Annotated in this window: 16 protein-coding genes; 9 read left to right on the forward strand and 7 right to left on the reverse strand. The window is 64.0% G+C overall.

What is annotated here, in order from left to right; all coding sequences use genetic code 11:
- Positions 1–33 precede the first annotated feature (33 nt).
- The 6 genes from ACB030_RS07320 to recN form a co-directional block, all read right to left on the reverse strand.
- Positions 34–1,431: an efflux transporter outer membrane subunit gene (locus ACB030_RS07320; RefSeq protein ID WP_371158806.1), complete on the reverse strand. Its 1,398-nt coding sequence runs from the start codon at positions 1,429–1,431 to the stop codon at positions 34–36.
- Positions 1,428–3,491: a MacB family efflux pump subunit gene (locus ACB030_RS07325; RefSeq protein ID WP_371158807.1), complete on the reverse strand. Its 2,064-nt coding sequence runs from the start codon at positions 3,489–3,491 to the stop codon at positions 1,428–1,430. The genes ACB030_RS07320 and ACB030_RS07325 overlap by 4 nt, the downstream gene beginning before the upstream one ends.
- The gene (locus ACB030_RS07330; protein ID WP_371158808.1) at positions 3,488–4,651 is read right to left on the reverse strand and encodes an efflux RND transporter periplasmic adaptor subunit; all 1,164 of its coding nucleotides are present in this window, start codon (positions 4,649–4,651) and stop codon (positions 3,488–3,490) included. The genes ACB030_RS07325 and ACB030_RS07330 overlap by 4 nt, the downstream gene beginning before the upstream one ends.
- A 244-nt stretch (positions 4,652–4,895) precedes the next feature.
- Positions 4,896–5,336 (reverse strand): universal stress protein, encoded by a 441-nt coding sequence (locus ACB030_RS07335; RefSeq protein ID WP_371158809.1) that lies wholly within the window; start codon positions 5,334–5,336, stop codon positions 4,896–4,898.
- A gap of 393 nt (positions 5,337–5,729) precedes the next feature.
- Positions 5,730–6,611, reverse strand: coding sequence for a DHHA2 domain-containing protein (locus ACB030_RS07340; protein WP_371158810.1), 882 nt, complete (start codon positions 6,609–6,611; stop codon positions 5,730–5,732).
- Positions 6,612–7,155: 544 nt separating this feature from the next.
- Positions 7,156–8,820, reverse strand: a complete 1,665-nt coding sequence (recN, locus tag ACB030_RS07345; RefSeq protein ID WP_371158811.1) for a DNA repair protein RecN — start codon at positions 8,818–8,820, stop codon at positions 7,156–7,158.
- Between the two features lie 338 nt (positions 8,821–9,158).
- Between recN and ACB030_RS07350 the strand changes: the two genes are divergently transcribed.
- Complete coding sequence (locus ACB030_RS07350) at positions 9,159–10,319, forward strand: diguanylate cyclase (protein WP_371158812.1); 1,161 nt, start codon at positions 9,159–9,161, stop codon at positions 10,317–10,319.
- 39 nt (positions 10,320–10,358) lie between these two features.
- On the opposite strand, the gene nadK is transcribed toward ACB030_RS07350, so the two are convergent.
- Entirely contained in the window at positions 10,359–11,243 is an 885-nt protein-coding gene (nadK, locus tag ACB030_RS07355) for an NAD(+) kinase (protein ID WP_005332581.1), read from the reverse strand.
- A 263-nt stretch (positions 11,244–11,506) separates the two neighbouring features.
- Here nadK and grpE point away from each other — a divergent pair, with 263 nt between their 5' ends.
- From grpE to ACB030_RS07395, 8 genes are all read left to right on the forward strand, one after another.
- A complete protein-coding gene (grpE, locus tag ACB030_RS07360; RefSeq protein ID WP_025327678.1) occupies positions 11,507–12,082 on the forward strand; it encodes a nucleotide exchange factor GrpE in 576 nt (191 codons plus the stop codon).
- Between the two features lie 334 nt (positions 12,083–12,416).
- A complete protein-coding gene (dnaK, locus tag ACB030_RS07365; protein ID WP_371158813.1) occupies positions 12,417–14,342 on the forward strand; it encodes a molecular chaperone DnaK in 1,926 nt (641 codons plus the stop codon).
- 253 nt (positions 14,343–14,595) lie between these two features.
- Complete coding sequence (gene dnaJ / locus ACB030_RS07370) at positions 14,596–15,723, forward strand: molecular chaperone DnaJ (protein ID WP_042649830.1); 1,128 nt, start codon at positions 14,596–14,598, stop codon at positions 15,721–15,723.
- Between the two features lie 263 nt (positions 15,724–15,986).
- A complete protein-coding gene (locus ACB030_RS07375) occupies positions 15,987–17,477 on the forward strand; it encodes a carbohydrate porin (protein WP_371158814.1) in 1,491 nt (496 codons plus the stop codon).
- 112 nt (positions 17,478–17,589) lie between these two features.
- Positions 17,590–18,546: an aminoimidazole riboside kinase gene (locus tag ACB030_RS07380; protein ID WP_371158815.1), complete on the forward strand. Its 957-nt coding sequence runs from the start codon at positions 17,590–17,592 to the stop codon at positions 18,544–18,546.
- A gap of 82 nt (positions 18,547–18,628) precedes the next feature.
- Positions 18,629–19,993: a sucrose-specific PTS transporter subunit IIBC gene (locus tag ACB030_RS07385; protein ID WP_371158816.1), complete on the forward strand. Its 1,365-nt coding sequence runs from the start codon at positions 18,629–18,631 to the stop codon at positions 19,991–19,993.
- Complete coding sequence (locus tag ACB030_RS07390) at positions 19,993–21,408, forward strand: glycoside hydrolase family 32 protein (protein ID WP_371158817.1); 1,416 nt, start codon at positions 19,993–19,995, stop codon at positions 21,406–21,408. Before ACB030_RS07385 ends, ACB030_RS07390 begins: the two co-directional genes overlap by 1 nt.
- Before the next feature lie 27 nt (positions 21,409–21,435).
- A complete protein-coding gene (locus ACB030_RS07395; RefSeq protein WP_111910207.1) occupies positions 21,436–22,446 on the forward strand; it encodes a substrate-binding domain-containing protein in 1,011 nt (336 codons plus the stop codon).
- Positions 22,447–22,515: the final 69 nt, after the last annotated feature.

Here is a 22,515-nt window from a genome sequence, read left to right on the forward strand (position 1 = left end):
GTCATGTCGGCCGCCCTGGGGGCTGACCGGGCTCTAGCTCCGATCGCTCCCTCCCAGCGCCCGGTAGATCCCGGCCATGGTCTTGAGCTGGCTCTGTTGCTGGGCCAGCACGCCGAGCTCGGCATCCCACAGTCGATTCTGCTCGTCCAGCCAGGGCTGAACCCCGGTGGCGCCCGCCAGGAAGCGGGCCCCCGCCAGCCGCTCGGCCTCTTTGGCATAGGCCAGCTGCTGCTCGAGATAACGCAGCCGCTGCTCCCCCTGCTGGCGAGCGGCCAGGCCGTCTTCCACCTCCAGCAGGGCCGTATAGAGCTGCTTGCGAAACTCGGTCTCGGCTATCTGATAGTCAATCTCGGAGCTCGCGATGGAGAGCCGGGTCTTGTTGTACTCGAGGAAGGGGAGCGCCAGGGTCGCCCCCAGGGTCCCCACCGGGTTTTGCAGCACCTGGGTCAGGGTGTCCGAGGTGGTACTGGCGCCGCCGGTGAGGCTGAGGGTGGGGTAGAAACCGGTGCGGATCTCGTCCCCTCTGGCCAGCGTCTTGCGAAGGCGCAGCTCCGCGGCCCGCACGTCTGGGCGCCTGGCCAGCACATCGGCGGGGATGCCGACCGCCAGCGTCGGAATGGGGCCCATGGCGAGGGAGGTCGGGGCAAATTCCAGCGGGCCGCTGCTGCGGCCGAGCAGCAGGCGCAGGGCGTTGCCGGCCTGCTCCCGTTGCAGGGTGAGAGAGGCGAGCTCCGCCTGCTTGCCGGCTTTCTGCTGGCTGGCCTGTACCAGATCGAGGCGGGTGACGGCCCCTGCGTCATATTTTGCCCGGGTCAGCCGCTCTATCCGCTCGTAGTTGGCCAGCTGACGCTCGCCAAGGGAGAGGGCCGAGCCGAGATACGCCAGCTGCCAGTATTGCTCCAGGGTCTTGCCTACCAGCATCAGGCGGGTGGCGGCGCGATCCTGCTCGCTGGCCTCTGCCTCCCACTGCGCCTGATCCCGCACCGAGGCGAGCCGGCCCCAGAGATCCACCTCATAGCTCAGGTTGAAGGAGGGGCCCAGGTTGCTGCTGGCGCTGCCATCCTTGATGTTCTTGTTGCCGCTCGCCCCCAGGCTGGCGTTGACCGAAGGGGTGAGGTTGGTGTCGGCGAGATCGGCGCCGAGCAGGGCGCTCTTGAGCCTGAGCCCCGCCACCTGCATGTCCGGGTTGGCCGCGAGCACCTTATCGACCAGCTGGTCGAGGGCGGGATCCCGGAACCCCTGCCACCAGAGCCCGGCCTGCTGGCCGCCAAGATCCCGGGCGTCCTGCTGCCACGCTGGCGCCACATCCAGTTCGGGTCTCTGGTAGGTGCTCTGCTGGCTGCAGGCACCGAGGCAGACGGTGAGCACCAGGCTGAGCGCAGTCTTTGACCAGAGGCGCAGCCCCCGGCCGGATACGTTGTGCATCATCATTCCCTCGCCAGTGCCTCGACCGGATCGAGCCGGGCCGCATTGCGGGCGGGCAGGTAACCAAACAGGATCCCGATGAGCGAGGAGCAACCGAAGGCCATCAGGATGGAGAAGAGCGAGAAGCGCATCTGGAAGCTCTCCACGAGCAGGGAGAAGATAAAACCGATGAAGATGGCCAGGCCGATGCCGAGCAGGCCCCCCAGCAGGCTGACCATCACAGCCTCGATCAAAAATTGCTGCAGGATGTCGGACTGACGGGCGCCGACTGCGATGCGGATCCCTATCTCCCGGGTGCGCTCCACCACAGACACCAGCATGATGTTCATCACCCCGACCCCGCCGACGATGAGGGAGATCACCGCGATGGCGGAGACCAGCAGCGTCAGGGTAGCCGTGGTCTTCTCCACCGACTTGACGATGCTGTCGCTGCTGAAGGTGAAGAAATCCTTCACCCCGTGGCGCTGGGTCAAGAGCGCCACGGCGGCCTGCTCGGCCAGCGCGGGCTGGACCCCGTCCTTGACCCTGATGGTGATCTGGCTGAAGTGGTTCTGGGAGATGAGGCGGCTCATTACGGCGCTGTAAGGCAGCCAGACATTGACCGACTGGCTGCTGGGGCCAAAGCCGGTCTCCTGGGCCACCACGCCGACGATGCGCACCGGCAGGGTGCCGACCAGCACCACCTGGCCGACGGGATCCGTCTTGCCGAGCAGGCTGGTGATGGTCTTGCCATCCACCACGGCCACCGCCGTCCGGCTGCGGATGTCCCGCTCGTCGAGCAGGCGGCCCTGGGTGAGGGTCATCCCCTTGACCCGGAAAAAGTCGCTGCCGACTCCCACCACGCTGCCGCTGCTGGTCTTGTTGCGATAGCGCAACTGGCCCGAGGTGGCGATCTGGGGGCTGGCCCCCTCCAGATAGGGCTGGCCGAGCAGGGCGTCGAGATCCCGCTCGTTCAGGGTCTGGATGCTGGCGGCCTTCTCGTCGCCCCAGTCCTTGCCGGGGAAGATGTCGATGGTATTGGTGCCCATGGCGTTGATGTCGTCGATCACCTTGGCGCGGGCCCCCTGGCCGAGCGCCACCACGCTGACCACGGCGGCGATGCCGATGATGATGCCGAGCATGGTGAGGAAGGTGCGCATGCGGTGGGCCAGCATGGCGTGCAGGGCCATGCGACCCGCCTCCCGGTAGCGATCCCAGCCCTGGCTGCCGCGTTTGGCGACGGAGGCGGTGGGGAGCCGGTCCGGCGCCGGCTCGCGGGCTTTCTGCCCGGTAGCTGGCCGGGGGAGGGCGCAAGATAGCTGTTCGACGCTGGCCTGGGGGATCTGCTGACGCTCTTCCATCCCCTGGGCCTTATCTGGGGAGATGGCGAGGCTGGCAGCCGGCTGGCCGCTGTCCTCTACCACGCGTCCGTCCCGCAGGGTGATGATGCGATTGGCGTGGTTGGCCACCGCCATGTCGTGGGTCACCAGAATGATGGTGTGACCCTGGGCGTGCAGCTCCTTGAGGATGGCCATCACCTCCTTGCCGCTGTGGCTGTCGAGGGCGCCGGTGGGCTCGTCGGCCAGGATCACCTCGCCGCCATTGGCCAGCGCCCTGGCTATGCTGACCCGCTGCTGCTGGCCGCCGGAGAGTTGGCCCGGCCTGTGGTGGCTGCGATCGCTCAAGCCCAGGCGGGTCAGCAGGGTGCGGGCACGTATCTGGCGCTCGGGGCGGGAGGTGCCGGCATAGATGGCGGGGATCTCCACGTTGGCGGCCGCATCCAGATGGGGCAGCAGGTGGTAGCGCTGGAAGATGAAGCCGAAGTGGTGGCAGCGCAGCCGCGCCAGGGCCAGGGCATCCAGACCGGCGGTGTCCTGACCACGAAACAGGTATTGGCCGCCGCTCGGACGATCGAGGCAGCCCAGCAGGTTCATCAGGGTGGACTTGCCGGAGCCGGAGGCACCGACGATGGCCACCATCTCCCCCGCCGCTATGGTCAGATCCAGCGGGTGCAGCACCGTCACCTCGTGCTCCCCGCTCTGGTAGCGGCGCTCTATGCCCTTGAGCTGGATCAGGGGCTCGCTCACGGGACCATCTCCATCTCATCGTTCTGGACGGGCTTGCCCTGCTCCAGTGTCACCTTGTCCTGCTCGTCAAGGCCGCTCACCACCTCTATCTTGATGTCATCCTTCATGCCGGTCTTGATGCGGCGGGTCTCTTTCTGCCCGTCCTCCTTGAGCAGAGAGACCTCATATTCGTTCTCCCCCAGCTTCTTGCCGAGGGCGGTCTGGGGGATGGCCAATACCTGTTTGCGTTCACCCAGCACTATGGTGACCTGGGTCGTCATGGCGACCCTCAGCTGATGGTCGGGGTTGGGCACATCGAACAGGGCGTAGTAGTAGATGGCGGCATTGCTGGTGGTCGTGGTGTTGGCGCTCTGCTCGTTGATGTTGGTGGGGGCCAGATCGACAGTGCGCAGGGTGCCGTGATAGCGGCGGTCCGGGTCTCCGATCAGGGTGAAGTAGACCGGCATGCCGGCCCTGACCTTGGTGACATCCGCCTCCGAGATCTGCGCCTTGACCGTCATGGTGTCCAGGTTGGCGAGCTTGAGCAGGGTCGGGACCGTCTGGCTGGCGGCCAGGGTCTGCCCCTGGCGGGTCACTATGCTGACGACGGTGCCATCCATGGGGGCTTGAATGCGGTTATAGCCGAGCTCCGTCTTGGTGCGCTCCACCTTGATCAGGGCGTTGTCGATGTCCGCCTGGGCGCTCTGCAGCTCTGCCCGGGTGACGGCCAGCTGCGCCTCTGCGCTCTCCAGATCGGCCCGGGAGCTCGCCTCCTGCTTGAACATCTGCTGCTGGCGGCGCCAGGCCAGCTCGTTCTGCTTGAGCTGTGCCTGCTTGATCTTGAGCTGGGCACGGCGGCTGGCCAGCTCGGCCTCGGCGGTCTTGAGGTTGTTCTGGGCTATCAGGGGATCTATCTCTGCCAGCAGGTCCCCCTGCTTGACCTGTTGCCCGGCCTCCACCGCCAGATAGGTGACCTGACCCGAGACCTGGGCCCCCACATCCACCTGCTCTATGGCCTGCAGTACGCCGCTGGCCAGCACCGTCTGCTCCACGTCCTGACGGGTCACGGTGGCGGTCAGCACGGGGTCCGGGGTCTTGCCGGGCCAGGCCAGCCAGACCACGAGGGCCAGCAGTGCCAGGGCAAGCAGGGCATATTTGCCTGGTTTTGGAAGAGTCTTCATTTATCACCTGAACGAAACGAGTGAAGGCGTGCGAGGGCGATATCCTGCAGCAAATGGCACTTAAAAAGAAGCGAGCAATGTGTAAGAAATCATGTAGATGAAGTTGTCAATTAAGTGGCCGGGTGACGGCGGGAGGAGGGAGGGTGGACCAGCATGATACCCGCTGGGGGCGGTGCAAGGGGCCGGGAGGTCTACCTAGGGGATAAATGCAGGGAGCCCGCTCGTTGAGCGGGCTCCCGGGTACTCAACCGACGGCCTTGAGCTGCTCGGCATAGGGCTCGTGGCAGATCTGGATATCGACGGGCAGCTTGTAGATGAGCAGGCGGGCCAAGGATCCCTCCATCCAGTGGTGGCGGCTGCCGACCAGCAGGAGCGAGGCCGGGTGGGTGCTCAGCCACTGGCCCAGATCCCTGACCACGTCATCGACCACCAGGCAGTGGTAATCCACCGGATGAGGCAGCAGGGCGATGAGTTCGCTGATGATGGCCTTGGCATCCAGCGTGCCCTGGGCACTGCGCTCTTCCTCGGACAGCGACAGGCTATTGCGGCGCACCTTGCTGCTGTGCGTCAGGTGCAACAGGGTCAGATCGCCCCCCAGCCCCTGTGCCAGGCGGCTCGCCTTGGCCAGCGTCTCCTGCTCGTAATCCTTGCCTTCCAGCAACAGCACTATGTTGGTGTGGGTCATCAGCAGTTCTCCTTGGCATGGCGCGGGTCACCGGGAACAAAGGGGCTGTCCCCTACCACAGTGATCCCGCTCTGTATTGCATGGTTCTCACTAGTCTGTGGGCGCCAGACGTCATCCTTTGTCGGTGAGGGCGCGCAAGATCACCTTTGTTTACATCAGCATAACAGAGGCAGTTGAACGGAGAATGAAGACATGCCGCCCATGGCCCCCTTGATGGAGGAATGAGATGGGTAAATGGTCTATGGGCAGCATAGCTGTGGGATTTTTTTTGGATGAGCCTGGTGATCATGCTGCTCGCCCGGCTTCGAGCCAAGGTGCCGGGACCTGGTGTCGAAGGGGGGAATCCCAGTGGCGGTCGGCGGGCCGCCACTGTGACAGGGGCTGGCTGGGGGCTTATGACAGCTGTCGGGTCAACCAGGGAAGCCCCTCTTTCTTGCGGCTGAGGGCACCCGCCAGCTGGACCGGCTCGACTGGCAGTATGCCCCTGCTGGCAAAGTGGAGCTCACTGCTCCCCTTGGCCAGATCGGTCAGCATCAAGACATAGCCATCCAGCGAGTCCTGGGTCAGCCTCTGCGTCATGGCGTGATGCAGCTCCTCCATCCGGCTGTGCACCTGGCTCGGATCCATCACGCAGATCTGGCTGACCATGAGGGAATGACCCGCTATCTGGTAAGCCTTCTCGTCGGCAACGAGCAGCTCGCACAGGGGGGTATCGCCCAACTGGGTGCGCCGCTCCAGCAGGGTCTGGGCAAAGGGGGCCAGGGCCAGATCGGCGATGGGCAGCAGCCGGTCGACCGCGAGCCTGTCCTCTGCCGTGGTGGTGGGGGAGGTGAAGTTGAAAGTGTCGCTGATGATGGCCCCCAGCAACAACCTGGCCTGGGCGCGGGACAGATTGTCATGGCCCATCAGCTCCAGCAGCACAGTGGCACTGCACCCGACCGCCCTCACCCAGGCATCGAGGGGGCCACGGGTGATGAGGGTGCCGATGCGGTGGTGATCGATGAGGCCCTGCACATCGGCCTCCGCCAACCCCTCAGGCCCCTGCTCCAGTTCGCTGAAATCCACCAGAAAGACCGGCTTGTCGGCGACGCTGCCCGTCAGAACCGGGGGGGCCTCCACCCCTGCCGTCTCCAGGATGAAGCGGGTCTCGGCAATGGGTTCACCCAATGCATAGGCCTGGGCGGGGCGACCCTGACGGTTGAGCCAGTCGGCGGTGACCAGCGCGGTGCAGATGCTGTCGCTGTCGGGATTCTTGTGGCCAAAGACATGAAGCATGAGGCGGTTCCTGATGTGGGGTGATGGTCTCGGCGCTGTGTCGCGGCGCCGGGCCAGAGGGGGCCATGGGGCCCGAGTCGGTTCCACTCTACTGTCTGGCGGTGATGGGGGCAAATCCGGCCAGGCTCTGGTCTCTGGCCTGGGGCACCGAGAGTCGGAGAAGGAGAGGGCGCACCGCCGTCATTGACCAGGGCCACTGGCGGCGGGTCCGGGGTATGGGGTGACTGCGTGGGCGTGCTTGGGTTCGTGATTTCGGGCAGATCACCGAAAGAATTGAAGACCCGCCACTTTGGGCATGCCGCCAAAGGGGATGGTTCACCTTTCCGGGCAGGTTGCCGGAGAGGTTTGCTACTCGTCTTCCCGGTCAGGCCACCGAAAAGGTTGAAGGCCCGCTTCTCTGGGCAGGTCACCGAGGGGGGGATGGTTCGCCACTCAGGGCTGGTGCCGGAAGGCAGATGACTCACTCCCGGTCAGGTCATCGAAGGGGCTGATGGCTCGCCGCCCCTGAGGCGGCGAGCGGCGTCGATGGCTTGCCGCACCGCCCTCAGGAGGCAAGCAGTTCGCGGGCATTGGCCAGGGTGTTGTCGGTGATCTGATCCCCCCCCAGCAGACGGGCCAGCTCGTTGAGGCGGGCACCCTGGTTGAGCGCCTGCATCTGGGTCTCCGTGGTCTTGCCGTCCGTGTGCTTGCTGACCACCATGTGCTGGTGACCCTTGCCGGCCACCTGGGGCAGGTGAGTGACCACCATCACCTGGGTGGATTCGCCGAGCTGGCGCAGCAGACGGCCCACCACGGCCGCCGTCGGGCCGCTGATCCCCACGTCCACCTCGTCGAAAATCAGGGTAGGGGTGGAGATTTTGCGGGCACTGATCACCACTAGGGCGAGGCTGATGCGCGACAGCTCGCCGCCGGAGGCCACCTTGCCCAGCGGCTGTATGGGCTGCCCCGGGTTGGTGGTGACCATAAATTCCACTCGATCGATGCCGAGTGGCGACAGGCTGCTCTGGGCGTCGGGGCGCACCTCGATGGCGAAGCGGCCATCGGGCATCGCCAGTTCGTGCATGCTGGCGGTCACCTGGGTGGCCAGCTCCTGGGCATAGCGCTGACGGCTCTGGCTGAGCACCTCTGCCGCCTGGACAAAGGCCTGACGGGCCTCGGCCAGTTCATCCTCCATCCCCTCTAACCGCTCCTCATCGGAGTGGAGGCGGGCGAGATCGCTGGCCAACTCCTGATGGTGCGACGGGAGATCCGCCGGCTTGACATGGTGCTTGCGGGCCAGATTGATCGCCTTGGAGAGGCGGGCCTCCAGCTCGTTGAAACGCTCGGGATCCAGCTCCAGCAGATCCAGATAGCTGCGCAGCTCGCTGTGGCTCTCCTGCACCCCGATCAGAGCTTCGTTCAGCATGCCGAGCACGTTGCCAAGGCGGCTATCCATGCCGGCCAGGTTCTCGGCTCTGTCCACCGCCACCTGCAGCAGGCCGGCTATGGTGGTCTCCTCGTTGTCATAGAGCAGGTCGAGGCAATAGCCGCACTCCTGCATCAGCTCGGTACCGTTGGCGAGGCGCTGGTGCTCCTCTTCGATGGCCTCAAACTCCCCGGGTTGCAGGGCGAACTCGTCCAGCTCCTGCACCTGATACTCGATGAGCTGGCGACGGGCTTCCCGCTGCTGCTGTTCGGCCTTGAGACGGTTGAGCTCGTTCTGCAGCTGACGCCAATGCTGATAGTGCTGGCGCACCTCATCGAGCAGCAGGTGGTGACCGGCATAGCCGTCCAGCAGGGCGAGCTGATAGTCAGGTTTGAGCAGCAGCTGATGCGCGTGCTGGCCGTGAACGTTGACCAGCAACTGACCTAGGCTCTTGAGCTGCACCAGGGGGACGGGGACGCCGTTGATGTAGCTGCGCGAGCGCCCCTCGGCGGAGAGCACCCGCCGAACGATGCACTCACCGTCGTTCTCCAGCTCGTTGGTGGCGAGCCAGGCGCGGGCGGCGGGGTTGCCGTCCAGCAGGAAACGGGCACTGACTTCCGTCTTGTCGCTGCCCGGCCGCACCATGCTGGCTTCGGCCCGCTCGCCGAGGCAGAGGCCGAGGGCGTCGATGGCAATGGATTTGCCTGCCCCCGTCTCCCCTGTGATGCAGGTCATGCCGGATTGCAGATCGAGTTCGAGAAACTTGACGATGGCGAAGTTGTTGACGGTCAGCTGGGTCAGCATGGTCTCATCCTGTATGGGTCAACATTACTGTGTATGCATCCAGTATATACTGGTCTTATATACAGTAAAGTGTGCGTGGCGGGATTTTTTTGCCGGGCAAGGGGATGAGGGGCTGTGCGAGAGGTGCTGCATAGGGAGAGGCGCTGAGCCGCCATGGCATCTCATGGGCGATGTGTCCTTAGGGGCCAGGTGCGCGATGAGCCTGTATTCGTTCACCTTTATGGGGTCTTGTCGAGGCGGTGAACTTGTGGAGTCCGGGTGGCTGAGACACACTCGAGACAGGCATGGATCGGGTTCACCGGGCAGGCCACCATGCTCTTCACCAAGGATGCGTCTAGATGATCCACACCCCGACCCTGCTGTTGATCTCTCTGGCAATCAATCTGATGTCGGCACTGCTCATGTTGTTCATCCATTTCTTGAAGCCTGGTCGGCGCAACTTCCTGTTCTGGTCCCTGTCGGCCTTCCTCTTCTCCCTCTCCATCCTGCTGCTCAGTCTGGGGATAGGGAGTGGCCATCCGGCCCTGGGGATCAGGGTCGGTGGCCTGGTCTCCCTCATGAGCATATTGCTGTTGCTGGCCGGCTTTTATGCCCTCTATGGCCGGTCCTGGCGCCCCCGTCCCCTGTGGGGAGGGGTTGCCCTGTTGCTGCTTGCCTATCTGGGGCTGTCGAGCCGCTTCGAGGTGCGCATGGTGCTGGCCCTGATGGAGTCGGTGGTCTACCTCTGGTGTGCTTGTCTCATCGTCTCCCTCAGCCGGCACCAGAAGCGGGTGCTCCATGCCGTCGCTGCCATTTATCTGCTCCATTTCACCATACTGCTGAGCCAGGGGCTGCTGCTCTTGCTGGGGCCTGATAGCCGCATGGGCAACGGAGACGGGCTGCTCGATGGCATCTTCTTCATGCACATGGTGCTGACCATAGGCTCGGTACTGCTGCTGCCCCTGGTGGCCTATGTGGAGGCGGAGCAGGCGCTGCTGGCCCTCTCGGAGCGGGATCCCCTCACCGGGGTGCTCAACCGGCGCGGCCTGTTCAGGCTGGGGGAGCGGGCGCTGCCGGGGCAGATGCGCTGCGTGGTGGTGCTCGACATAGACCATTTCAAGAGCGTCAATGACCGATTTGGCCACGGCTGCGGTGACGAGGTGATCCGCTACGTGGCCCGGGTGCTGGTGGCCGAGGCGCGCAAGGATGATCTGGTGGGGCGCATAGGTGGCGAGGAGTTCGCCCTCATCATGGGAGGGGTGAACGGCCAGATGGCCCATGACATCTGCGACCGGATCCGCCGCCAGATAGAGACGGGCTCCCGTCAGGGGGCCTGCCCGCCGTGCGAGGGGGTGACGGTCAGTGTGGGGGGCGTCTGCGCCTGTGCAGAGACAGGGTTGGCGCACTTGCTGACGAAGGCCGACGAGGCCATGTACAGGGTCAAGGCAGCGGGGAGAAATGGCGTGCATCTGCAGCTCGAACCCGGACCGCTTCGGCTGGTTGAGGGGGGCGAGGGCTAGGCCCTCGCCTTCAGGCTAGCGTCGGCCCGGGCCCGCTTTCTAGAACAGCTTGCTGCCCCAGCCGAGCTTGTTGCGCAGCACGTGGAAGTAGCTGTAATCCAGCGGATGCACCAGGTGCAGCTTGTGCTGGCTCTTCTTGATGAGGATCTCGTCCCCCGGGTGGACCGCCAGAGTCACCTGACCGTCGCAGCTCACCTGCATGGCGTCATCCTGATTGTCGGGGGAGACCAGCAGCCGCACCTCGCTGTCCGCGTCCAGCACGATGGGACGGCTGCTCAGGGTGTGCGGGAACATGGGCACCAGCGTGATGGCGTTGAGCTTGGGGGTGAGGATGGCGCCCCCCGCCGACAGGGAGTAGGCGGTGGAGCCGGTGGGGGTGGCCACTATGATGCCGTCCGAGCGCTGGCTGTACATGAAGCTGCCATCGATATAGACCTCGAACTCAATCATGTGGGCTATCTTGCCCGGGTGCAGCACCGCCTCGTTGACCGCCAGGTTGCTCGACTTGCGCTCGCCGTGGCGATAGACGGCGGCCTCCAGCAGGAAGCGGTGCTCGCTCTTGAAGTGGCCGGAGAGCACCTGCTCCAGGGGCAGCAGGTAGTCCTGGGGCGAGAGATCGGTCAGGAAGCCGAGGTTGCCCCGGTTCACCCCTATCACCGCCACATCGAACCGGGACAGCACCCGGGCGGCCCCCAGCATGTTGCCGTCACCGCCGACGACGATGGCGAGATCCGCCTGCTCGCCGAGCTGCACCAGATCCATCACGTTGTCACCCAGGATCCCCAAGGTCTGGGCGACCCGGCTCTCCAGCAGCACCCGAAAACCGCGGGTACTCAGGTATTGATACAGGCCGCTGAGGGTCTGGTTGGCCCCTTCATGATGGGGCTTGCCGATGAGGGCAACGGTTTTGAACGGAGAATCCATAGGTTATCGGGTCTGGGGAAGTCTTGCGGGGAGTATACCGCGCTTTGCCGGGGATTTGTCTGTCTCCATGCCCCTTGGCGCAATCGGCCCCGAAAAGCGGCAAGCTGGCCGGCTGGCGGCAGGCATTGTGCCCGATATGCCCTTTTCCCCTTGAAAGCCGGGGCTGCGTCCCCATAATAGCGCCAACACAGGGTCCGCTGACGCGTGTCGCTTGTCTGAACGTCAGCAGCCCCTCATAAGCAACCCTGAATATTGGAGATGTCATGAGCCACGAAGAACAAAAGGTTGAAGCGATGGAGCAAGTGGAAGTCCAGCCAGTCGAGCCGACCGATGTAGACAGTGAAGTGACAGCCGAGCAGGCCCGCATTGCCGAGCTGGAGGCCCAACTGGAAGCGGCCCAGCAGGCCTCCCTGGAAGAGCGCGAGCGCGCCGTGCGTGCCGTCGCCGAGATGGAAAACCTGCGTCGCCGCGCCGCTCAGGACGTGGAGAAGGCTCACAAGTTCGCGCTGGAGAAGTTCGCCGCAGAGCTCTTGCCGGTGCTGGACAACCTGGAGCGCGCCATCGAGCTCGCCGACAAGGAGAGCGAGGCGCTCAAGCCGATGATCGAAGGGGTCGAGCTGACCCTCAAATCCATGCAGAGCTCGGTGGCCAAGTTTGGTCTGGTCGCCCTGGATCCGCAGAACCAGCCGTTCGACCCCAACGCCCATCAGGCCATGAGCATGATAGAGAACGCCGAGCTGGCGCCCAACACCGTCATCGCCGTGATGCAGAAGGGCTATGAACTCAACGGTCGGGTGATCCGTCCGGCCATGGTGATGGTCTCCAAGGCCCCGGCCTGAGTCCCGTCCCTGTGCTGAGCCCGCCGCTCGGCGGGCTTTTTATTGGTAGCGGCGCCATCAGGATATGTATTGGCGCCATTTGGCAAGCACTCTTGCGCCCAAGGGGCAAGAATGCGCGGTTTTTTAAGGTCAGGGCTTGAAGCGTCGGCTTGAGACCCCATATAGGTGGCAAGGCCACGGCGGCATCTGATTTCAGTGGCATGGAAACTTGAGTGACACGGAAAGAATTTGATGTCGGGTGCTTGAAAGCCACAGTGTCAGGCCCCACCTAGCCGTTAACGTATTTAAGGCGAGCCCCTCGCCAGTTTATTCAAAGTATTTGGAGATTCGTCAAATGGGTAAAATCATCGGTATTGACCTGGGTACTACCAACTCCTGCGTTGCTATTCTGGATGGCGACCATGCTCGCGTGATCGAGAACGCGGAAGGCGACCGTACTACTCCGTCCATCATTGCCTATGCCGATGACGGCGAAATCCTGGTTGGTCAGCCGGCCAAGCGCCAAGCCATCACCAACCCGAAGAACACGCTGTTCGCCATCAAGCGTCTGATCGGTCGTCGTTTCGAAGATGAAGAAGTACAGCGCGATCTGAAGATCATGCCGTACGCCATCGCCAAGGCTGACAACGGTGACGCCTGGGTAGAAGTCAAAGGCAAGAAGATGGCACCGCCGCAGATCTCTGCCGAAGTGCTGAAGAAGATGAAGAAGACCGCCGAGGATTACCTGGGCGAGCCGGTGACCGAAGCCGTCATCACAGTACCGGCCTACTTCAACGACGCCCAGCGTCAGGCCACCAAGGATGCCGGTCGCATCGCCGGTCTGGATGTAAAACGCATCATCAACGAACCGACTGCCGCGGCCTTCGCCTATGGCGTGAACAAGGTCAAGGGCGAGCGCAAGGTTGCCGTGTATGACCTGGGTGGTGGTACCTTCGACATCTCCATCATCGAGATCGACGAAGTGGAAGGCGAAACCACCTTCGAAGTACTGGCGACCAACGGTAACACCCACCTGGGTGGTGAAGACTTCGACAACCGCGTCATCAACTACCTGGTTGAAGAGTTCAAGCGCGAGCAGGGCATCGACCTGCGCAACGACCAGCTGGCTCTGCAGCGTCTGAAAGATGCCGCCGAGAAGGCCAAGATCGAGCTCTCTTCCGCCCAGCAGACCGACGTGAACCTGCCGTACATCACTGCAGATGCCACAGGTCCGAAGCACATGAACATCAAGGTGACCCGCGCCAAGCTGGAATCCCTGGTGGAAGACATGGTGAAAGACTCCCTGGAGCCGGTCCGTGTCGCCCTGAAAGACTCCGGTCTGGCGGTTGGCGAGATCGACGACGTCATCCTGGTGGGCGGTCAGACCCGTATGCCGCTGGTTCAGAAGACCGTTGCCGACTTCTTTGGCAAAGAGCCGCGCAAAGACGTCAACCCGGACGAAGCCGTGGCCATGGGGGCCGCCATCCAGGGTGCCGTACTGTCCGGTGACAAGACCGACGTACTGCTGCTGGACGTGACCCCGCTGTCGCTGGGTATCGAGACCATGGGCAGCGTGATGACTGCGCTGATCGAGAAGAACACCACCATTCCGACCAAGAAGTCCCAGGTGTTCTCCACTGCCGAAGACAACCAGTCTGCCGTGACCATTCACGTGCTGCAGGGTGAGCGCAAGCGCGCCAGCGACAACAAGTCCCTGGGCCAGTTCAACCTGGAAGGCATCCGTCCGGCACCGCGTGGTCTGCCGCAGATCGAAGTGACCTTCGACATCGACGCCAACGGTATCCTGCACGTCTCTGCGAAAGACAAGGAGACCAACAAGGAGCAGAAGATCACCATCCAGGCTTCTTCCGGTCTGTCTGACGAAGAGATCGAACGCATGGTACGCGAGGCGGAAGCCAACGCGGCGGAAGACAAGAAGTTCGAAGAGCTGGTGCAGACCCGCAACCAGGCTGACGGTCTGGTCCACTCGGTACGCAAGCAGGTGACCGAAGCCGGTGACGCCCTGCCAAGCGATGACAAGACCAAGATCGAGACTGCACTGTCCGAGCTGGAAGCTGCCATCAAGGGTGACGACAAGGCTGCCATCGAAGCCAAGCAACAGGCCCTGATGGAAGCGTCCCAGAAGCTGATGGAGATTGCCCAGCAGCAGGCTCAGGCGCAAGGCGCCGGTGCCGAGGCCGGTCACTCCTCTTCTTCCGCCAAGGCTGACGACGACGTGGTCGACGCCGAGTTCGAAGAAGTGAAAGACGACAAGAAATAAGCCCAACCCAGATGGGCAGAGCAGACTCTGCCCATCGGCTCAGAATCTGTTCGCGGTCTGTCGCGAGAGGCCGTCAGCAAGGTAAAGAGCAGCGCAGGAACCGGAGTGTATGTGAATACATGAGGATTCCGAGCAGCACATGAGCCTTGATCACGGCTTCGTAGTAAGAGTGTGAGCAGATTCGTCAATGAATTTACGGGCGTTGGGTAACCAACGCCCGTCTGCATAACGGCTTAAGTAGAACAGGATGAGTATGTCGAAGCGCGATTTCTACGAAGTGCTCGGGGTATCGAAAGGTGCCGACGAGCGCGAGATCAAGAAGGCGTACAAGCGTCTGGCGATGAAGTATCACCCGGATCGCAATCAGGGTGATGCCGCATCGGAAGAGAAGTTCAAAGAGGTCAAGGAAGCCTACGAGGTCCTGACCGACGAGAACCTGCGTGCCCGCTATGACCAGTACGGTCATGCCGGCGTGGATCAGAGCCAGGGCGGCGGCCACGGCGGTGGTGCCGATTTCGGTGACATCTTCGGCGATGTGTTTGGTGACATCTTCGGCGGTCGTGGCGGTGGTCGTCGCGGCCCGGCCCGTGGCTCCGACCTGCGCTACAACATGGAGCTGACCCTGGAAGAGGCGGTGCGCGGGGTCTCCAAGGAGATCAAGATACCGACCCAGGTCCATTGCGAGGTCTGCAACGGGTCCGGTGCCCACACCGGCAGCCAGGCCCATACCTGCCCGACCTGCCACGGCTCCGGTCAGGTGCAGATGCGCCAGGGCTTCTTCGCGGTGCAGCAGGCCTGCCCCCACTGTCACGGTCGCGGCAAGATCATCAAGGATCCGTGCCGCAAGTGCCATGGGGAAGGGCGCTACCAGAAGACCAAGACCTTGTCGGTGAAGATCCCGGCGGGCGTCGATACCGGCGATCGCATCCGTCTCTCCGGCGAAGGGGAAGCGGGGGAGGCCGGCGCACCGGCAGGCGATCTCTACGTACAGGTCCACGTCAAGGAGCACGAGATCTTCGTGCGTGACGGCAACGATCTCTACTGCGAGGTGCCCATCAGCTTCACCACGGCGGCGCTCGGCGGCGAGATCGAAGTGCCGACCCTGGATGGCCGGGTCAAGCTCAAGGTCACGGCGGAAACCCAGACCGGCAAGCTGTTCCGCCTGCGGGGCAAGGGGGTCAAGTCCGTGCGCTCCGGCCAGGTGGGGGATCTGATGTGCAAGGTGGTGATCGAGACCCCGGTCAAGCTGACCGAGACCCAGAAAGATCTGCTGCGCCAGCTGGACGAGTCCTTCAGCGGTGCCGCCGCCAAGACCCACAAGCCGAAATCCGAAGGCTTCTTCGAAGGGGTGAAACGCTTCTTCGACGACCTGACCAAGTAACCGCGACCCGCGTGACCCAAGCCGGCCTTCAGTGCCGGCTCTTTTTTTGCCTGCCATTTGCCCTCGGATCCGCCCTATTGAGTGGATCCCGATGAGGGATCCTCCTCACAACTCCCGGCGGTTTTTCCTGTGCAAACGTTACCCTGATCACAAGTGGCTGAAACGGTTTAGCTAGCATATTGAGTTAGCTAAAGCGGTTTAGCTATTCTCTGCTCGTCCATAACAACAGCGCCCGGACGGGCGGCAGATGACAGGTGAGGAAGATGACGATGTTCAAGAGCAAGTTGGCGCTGGCGGTGGCGCTGGGATTGGGGATGAGCAGCCCGCTGTGGGCGGCCGAGGGCGGTATCGAAGCCCGTCTGGCGGCGCTGGAGGCGCGGGTGCAGGCGGCTGAGGCGCGTGCCACCGCCGCCGAAGCGCGGGCAGATGAGGCCGAGAGCAAGGCGAGCGAGGCCCGGGAGACAGCCGTGGTGGCCAAGGCCCAGAGCGAGAAGGTGGACAAGCAGACCGCCGGGGCCCAGGGCTTCGAGTTTCACGGCTACGCCCGCTCCGGCCTTCTGGTCAACGGCAATGGCAACGGCGGGCGCGGCGGCCCCTACATCACCCCGGCCGGCTCTGTGGGCGGGGCTGTCGGTCGCCTTGGCAACGAGGATGACACCTACATGGAGGCCAACCTGCTGAAGACCCAGACGTTTGATGATGGCAGCTGGGCCCGCTACAAGCTGATGCTGGCGGACGGGGTGGAGACCAGCAACGACTGGACCGCCAGCGATTCCAGCCTCAACACCCGTCAGGTGTTTGCCGAGATCGGCGACCTGGCGAGCTTCAGCGGCCCCTTCCAGCACTCGGTGCTCTGGGCGGGCAAGCGCTTCGATCGCGACAACTTCGATATCCACTGGCTCGACTCCGACGTGGTCTTCCTGGCCGGGACAGGTGGTGGCGTCTACGACGTGCAGCTGGCCGACAGCTGGAAGGCGAACTTCTCCCTCTATGGCCGCGACTACGGCGACATCAGCGAGAGCGGCCTGTCGGACATAGAGAGCTACATCCTCACCATGAACAATCGCGTCGGCAACTGGCAGTGGATGCTGAACGGCCTCTCGGCCAATGACAACGAGGCGCGCATCAACGACGGCGGCGTTGGCAGCGAGGCGGCGGACAAGGGGGCGCACACCCTGGTGGCCTACCACGCGGACAGCTTCTTTGGCATCAACCCCGGCTTCTCCAAGGCCGCCGTGCTCTACGGCCATGGCCTGGGGGCCGAGCTCAAGGGGCTGGGCTCCGACAGCGAGCTGCTGCCGGACGCCGACGCGGTGCGGGTCGCCGTGTTTGGCGCCACGGATCTCAGCCCGCGCTGGCGTGTCGCACCGGCCCTGCTGGCGGAGCAGAGCCAGGATCGCTACGTGAAGGGGGACGAGTATCAGTGGCTGACCTTCAACACCCGGGTGGCCCAGGTGCTGAGCCAGAACGTCGAGCTGGTCTACGAGGCCGCCTGGCAGTACATGGACTTGGATCCCAAGGGCTACAAGGGGCGTCAGGCGGTGAGCGGCAACTTCACCAAGCTCACCTTCGCCCCCACCTTCAAGGCGCAGACCGCTGGCTTCTTCGAGCGGCCCGAGCTGCGGGTATTCGCCACCTGGATGGACTGGTCCTCCGAGCTCGACAACTACGCCAGCGACGACGCCATGGGCCAGAGCGATTTCACCGCCGGTGGCGAGTGGAACTTTGGCGTGCAGATGGAAACCTGGTTCTAGTTCGTTATCCCGATCACAAAAATGGCAGCCGACGCCGGGATCTGTTGGTTAGCTAAAACGGTTTAGCTGATAATGCCGACCAAGAGATCAGAGCCCGGCTCTGGCAAATCCTGTGCAGCAGTGGAGTAGCAAGGTGACGAATCGTGTGTGGGTAATGGGGGATGCGGTGGTGGATCTTATCCCGGAAGGGAAGGAGCACTACCTCAAGTGTCCGGGGGGCGCGCCCGCCAACGTGGCGGTGGGGGTGGCCCGGCTTGGCGGTGAGTCGGCCTTTATCGGCCGGGTCGGCGCCGATCCCTTCGGCCGCTTTATGGCCGATACCCTGGTGGCCGAGGGCGTCGACATTCGCCACCTGATCCAGGATCCGGCCCACCGCACCAGCACAGTGCTGGTGGAACTGGATGAAGAGGGGGAGCGCAGCTTCACCTTTATGGTGCGCCCCAGTGCCGACCAGTTCCTCGAACCGGCTGACTTGCCCCGCTTCGAGGCAGGGCAGTGGTTGCTCACCTGCTCCATCGCGCTCGCCAACGAACCGGTACGCGGCAGCTGCCTGCAAGCCATGGCCGCCATCAAGGCGGTCGGGGGACGGGTCTGTTTCGACCCCAACTTGAGGCCCGAGGTGTGGGGCAATCCCGCCGAGATGCTGCCGCAGGTAAGCGCGGCCATGGCTCTCGCGGACGTGGTCAAGCTCTCGGTGGAGGAGCTGCAACTGCTGAGCGGTCTGGACGATCTGGCCGCAGGGCTTGCCACCATACAAGGGCCCGCCCTGGTGCTGGTGACCCGGGGGGCGGCCGGTGTGGTGGCCCGTTTGGGTGGCGAGCTGCTGGAGTGGATGGGGCCCAAGGTGACCCCCCTCGACACCACGGGGGCGGGGGATGCCTTCGTCGCCGGGCTGCTGGCTGCGCTGGCCGGGCGTTCGTCGCTGCCGACCCTGGCCGAGCTGCCCGCCATCCTGGCTCAGGCCCACGGCTGCGGAGCGCTCGCCACCACCGCCAAGGGGGCCATGACGGCGCTACCCACCCGCACCGAATTGGATGAATTTTTGCGATCAGGCGCAAGCGGCCGTTGATCTACGGCTAGAACCGCAGCTCAACAGCCCCTACTCTCATGTGACAAGGGCCCGCCAGCTGGCGGGTCATAAGAGGAAGATTATGAATATCAGTGCGATAGCCAAGGATCTGGTGCCCCTGCTCGGGGGCAAGGAGAACATCGTCAGCGCCGCCCACTGTGCCACCCGGCTGCGGCTGGTGCTGGCGGACGACAGCAAGGTGAACAAGGCCGCCATCGACAAGCTGGAGGGGGTCAAGGGGTGCTTTAGCAACGCCGGTCAAATTCAGGTGATCTTCGGCACAGGTCTGGTCAACAAGGTCTATGCGGAGTTTGTGGTGTTGACCGGCACAGGCACCGCCAGCAAGGCGGAGCTGACCGACATGGCGGCGGCCAAGCTCAATGTGGCCCAGCGCCTGGCGCGGACGCTCTCCAACATCTTCGTGCCGATCATTCCGGCCATAGTCGCGTCCGGCCTGCTGATGGGGCTGCTCGGCATGGTGCGCACCTACGGTTGGGTCAATGCCGACAGCGCGCTGTTCGTCATGCTCGACATGTTCAGCTCGGCGGCCTTTATCATACTGCCGATCCTGATCGGCTTTACGGCGGCGCGGGAGTTTGGCGGCAATCCGTATCTGGGGGCGACCCTCGGGGGCATTCTCACCCATCCGGCGCTGACCAACGCCTGGGGCGTGGCGGGCGGCTTCAAGACCATGGACTTCTTCGGGCTCGATGTGGCGATGATCGGCTATCAGGGCACCGTCTTCCCGGTGCTACTGGCGGTCTGGTTCATGTCCCACCTGGAGAAACAGCTGCGCAAGCGCATCCCGGATGCCCTGGATCTGATCCTCACGCCGTTTCTCACCGTCATCATCACCGGTTTCGTGGCGCTGCTCTTTATCGGCCCGGCGGGTCGGGTGCTGGGGGATGGCATCTCGTTCGGTCTGAGCGCCCTCTATGAGCAGGCGGGCTGGCTGGCAGGTCTGGTGTTCGGCGGGACTTATTCCCTTATCGTCATCACCGGCATCCACCACAGCTTCCACGCTATCGAGGCGGGGCTGCTCACCAACCCGCAGATCGGGGTCAACTTCCTGCTGCCCATCTGGGCCATGGCCAACGTGGCGCAGGGCGGGGCCTGCCTGGCTGTCTACTTCAAGACCCGGGATGTGAAGATCAAGGCCATTACCGTGCCGGCGGCCATGTCCTGCCTGCTCGGCATCACAGAAGCGGCGATCTTTGGCGTCAACCTGCGCTACATCAAACCCTTCCTCGCCGGTCTGTTTGGCGGGGCCTGCGGCGGCGCCTACGTGGTGGCGGCCAAGGTGGGGATGACGGCGGTAGGGCTGACCGGTATTCCCGGCATGGCCATAGTCCAGCCCATGAGCCTCATCCACTACGTCATCGGGCTGGTGATCGCCTTCGGTGCCGCCTTCGCCGCCTCCTACCTGCTCAAGTACAAGGTGGAGTGATGAAGGAAAGCCATCTTCTCAACCAGATTGTCCGGTCACTGCTGGCCGGACAGCTCAAGGCGGCGGCCGATCCCCATCGGCCCCGCTGGCACCTGGCAGCCCCGGTGGGGCTGCTCAATGACCCCAACGGCTTTATCGAACACGACGGGCGCTACCACCTCTTCTACCAGTGGAATCCGCTTGGCTGCGAGCACAGCAACAAGGGCTGGGGTCACGTCACCTCCACCGATCTGCTGCACTGGCAGCACGAGCCGGTGGCGCTGTTGCCCACCGAGGCCTATGAGAGCCACGGCTGCTATTCCGGCTCGGCGGTGAGCGACGAGCAGGGGCGCCTGACCCTCATCTACACCGGCAACGTCAAATACCCGGACGGCAGCCGCACCGCTTACCAGTGCCTTGCCCGCTCCGACGGTGAGGGCGGCTTCGACAAGCTGGGCCCCGTGCTGGAGCTGCCGCAAGGCTACAGCGGCCATGTGCGCGACCCCAAGGTGTGGCAGGACGGCCAGCAGTGGCTGATGGTGCTGGGGGCCCGCACCCTGGACGATCGGGGCGAGGTGCTGCTCTATCGCGGCCAGACGCTGGAGGAGTGGCAACTGGTGGGCCCCATCGCTGGCAGCGGGCGCGGCGGTCTCGGGGACTTTGGCTATATGTGGGAGTGCCCGGACCTCTTCCCGCTAGGGGATCGCCACCTGCTGATCTGCTGCCCGCAGGGGATTGCCCCGGTGGGAGAGGATTATCGCAACCTCTATCAGTGCGGCTGGCTGGCGGGCAGCTTTGATGGCGAGCAGTTCGAGCACGGGGCCTTCCACGAGCTGGACAGGGGCTTCGAGTTCTATGCGCCGCAGACCACCCAGGACAGTCAGGGGCGGCGGCTCTTGTTCGGCTGGCTGGGGCTGCCGGAGGAGAACGAGATGAGCCAGCCCACCATCCCCTATGGCTGGATCCATCAGATGAGCTGCCCGCGGGAGCTCTTCTGGCAGGACGACTGGCTCTGCCAGCGGCCGGTGGCGGAGATCGAGGCCCTGAAAGGGGAGCAGACCCGCTTCGAGGGGGCAGTGGGCGAGCTGCCGAGCCTGGCCATCGACTCGGCCTGGCTCGATCTGGATCTCTGCGGTGAGGGTCGTCTCGGGTTCGGCGCCCTGGCCGAGCTGGTGTGGCAGCCGGGACGCATCACACTTCGGCGCCAGAACTGGCAGAGCGGGGAGTGGGAGGAGCGATGCTGCCCCTGGCTTGGCGGCAAGATCACCGTCCTGTGCGATCGCTCCAGCCTGGAGTGTTTCGTCGATGGCGGTCGCCAGAGCCTGTCTACCCGCTACTTCCCCGGTGAAAATCCAGTACTTTCCGCACGTTGTGACGGTGATGGCAGCAAAATTTGCCTCGATCACTGGCCGCTGGCGGCCTGCCTAGTACAATAGCCCGGTGCTAGTCAGCCGGGAGGCCAGGTGGAGAAGAAGAAACGGATCACTATTGCCCAGATAGCCGAACTGGCGGGGGTGTCCAAGGCGACCGCCAGTCTGGTGCTTAACGGCAAGAGTGCGGAGTACAGGATTGCCGACGATACCCGCAAGCGGATCCAGGCGGTGGCGGATGAGTGCCACTACCAGCCGAGCTTTCATGCCCGCTCCCTGCGCGAGACCCGCAGCTACACCTGGGGGCTGGTGATCCCCGATCTCACCAACTTCGGGTTTGCCAGCATAGCGCGCGCCCTCGAGGCCCACTGCCGGGAGGCGGGGATCCAGCTGCTCATTGCCTGCTCCGAGGATGACCCCACTCTGGAGCAGCGGGTGGTGGACAACCTCATCAGCCGTCAGGTGGATGGCCTCATCGTCGCCTCCAGTGGTCACAGCGACGACATCTATGCCCGCATTCACGACCGCCTGCCGGTGGTGCAACTCGACCGCCACATCGGCGAGTCGCGCCTGCCCATGGTCATTTCGGACGCCTGCAAGGCGACCGCCGAACTGGTGCAGGACATGGCGATCGATTGCGACGAGGAGATCTACTACTTCGGCGGCCTGCTGGATCTCTCCCCCAGTCGCCACCGGCTGGCGGGCTATGAGCTGGGGCTCCATCGCGCCGGCTTTGAGGCGGATGCCGTACGGGTGCGCCATCGCGACTATCAGCCGCGCTCGGGTTATCAGCTGATGGCCGAGCTGGTGGAGGAGCTGGGAGCGCCCCCCCGCGGGCTCTTCACCGCCTCCTTCACCCTGCTGGAAGGGGTGCTGCGCTACCTCAACGAGGCGGGGCTGATGGAGACAGGGATGCGGCTCTGTACCTTCGACGATCACGATCTGCTCGACTGCATTCCCATGCGCATCGACTCCGTGGCCCAGGATTGTCCGGCCCTGGCCCGGGCCGCCTTCGAGCTGATGCAGCAACTGATCGCGGGCAATCCCCCAGCACAGACCGCCCAGGTGATCCTCCCCAGGGTGCGCTGGCGCAGCCGCCGCTAGTCGCCCATCACGTCTCATATGAAAAAGCCCCGCCAATACTGGCGGGGCTTTTTGCTGTTGGCGGCGGGC

The organism is Aeromonas sp. S16(2024) (assembly GCF_041403065.1).
Taxonomy (GTDB): domain Bacteria; phylum Pseudomonadota; class Gammaproteobacteria; order Enterobacterales; family Aeromonadaceae; genus Aeromonas.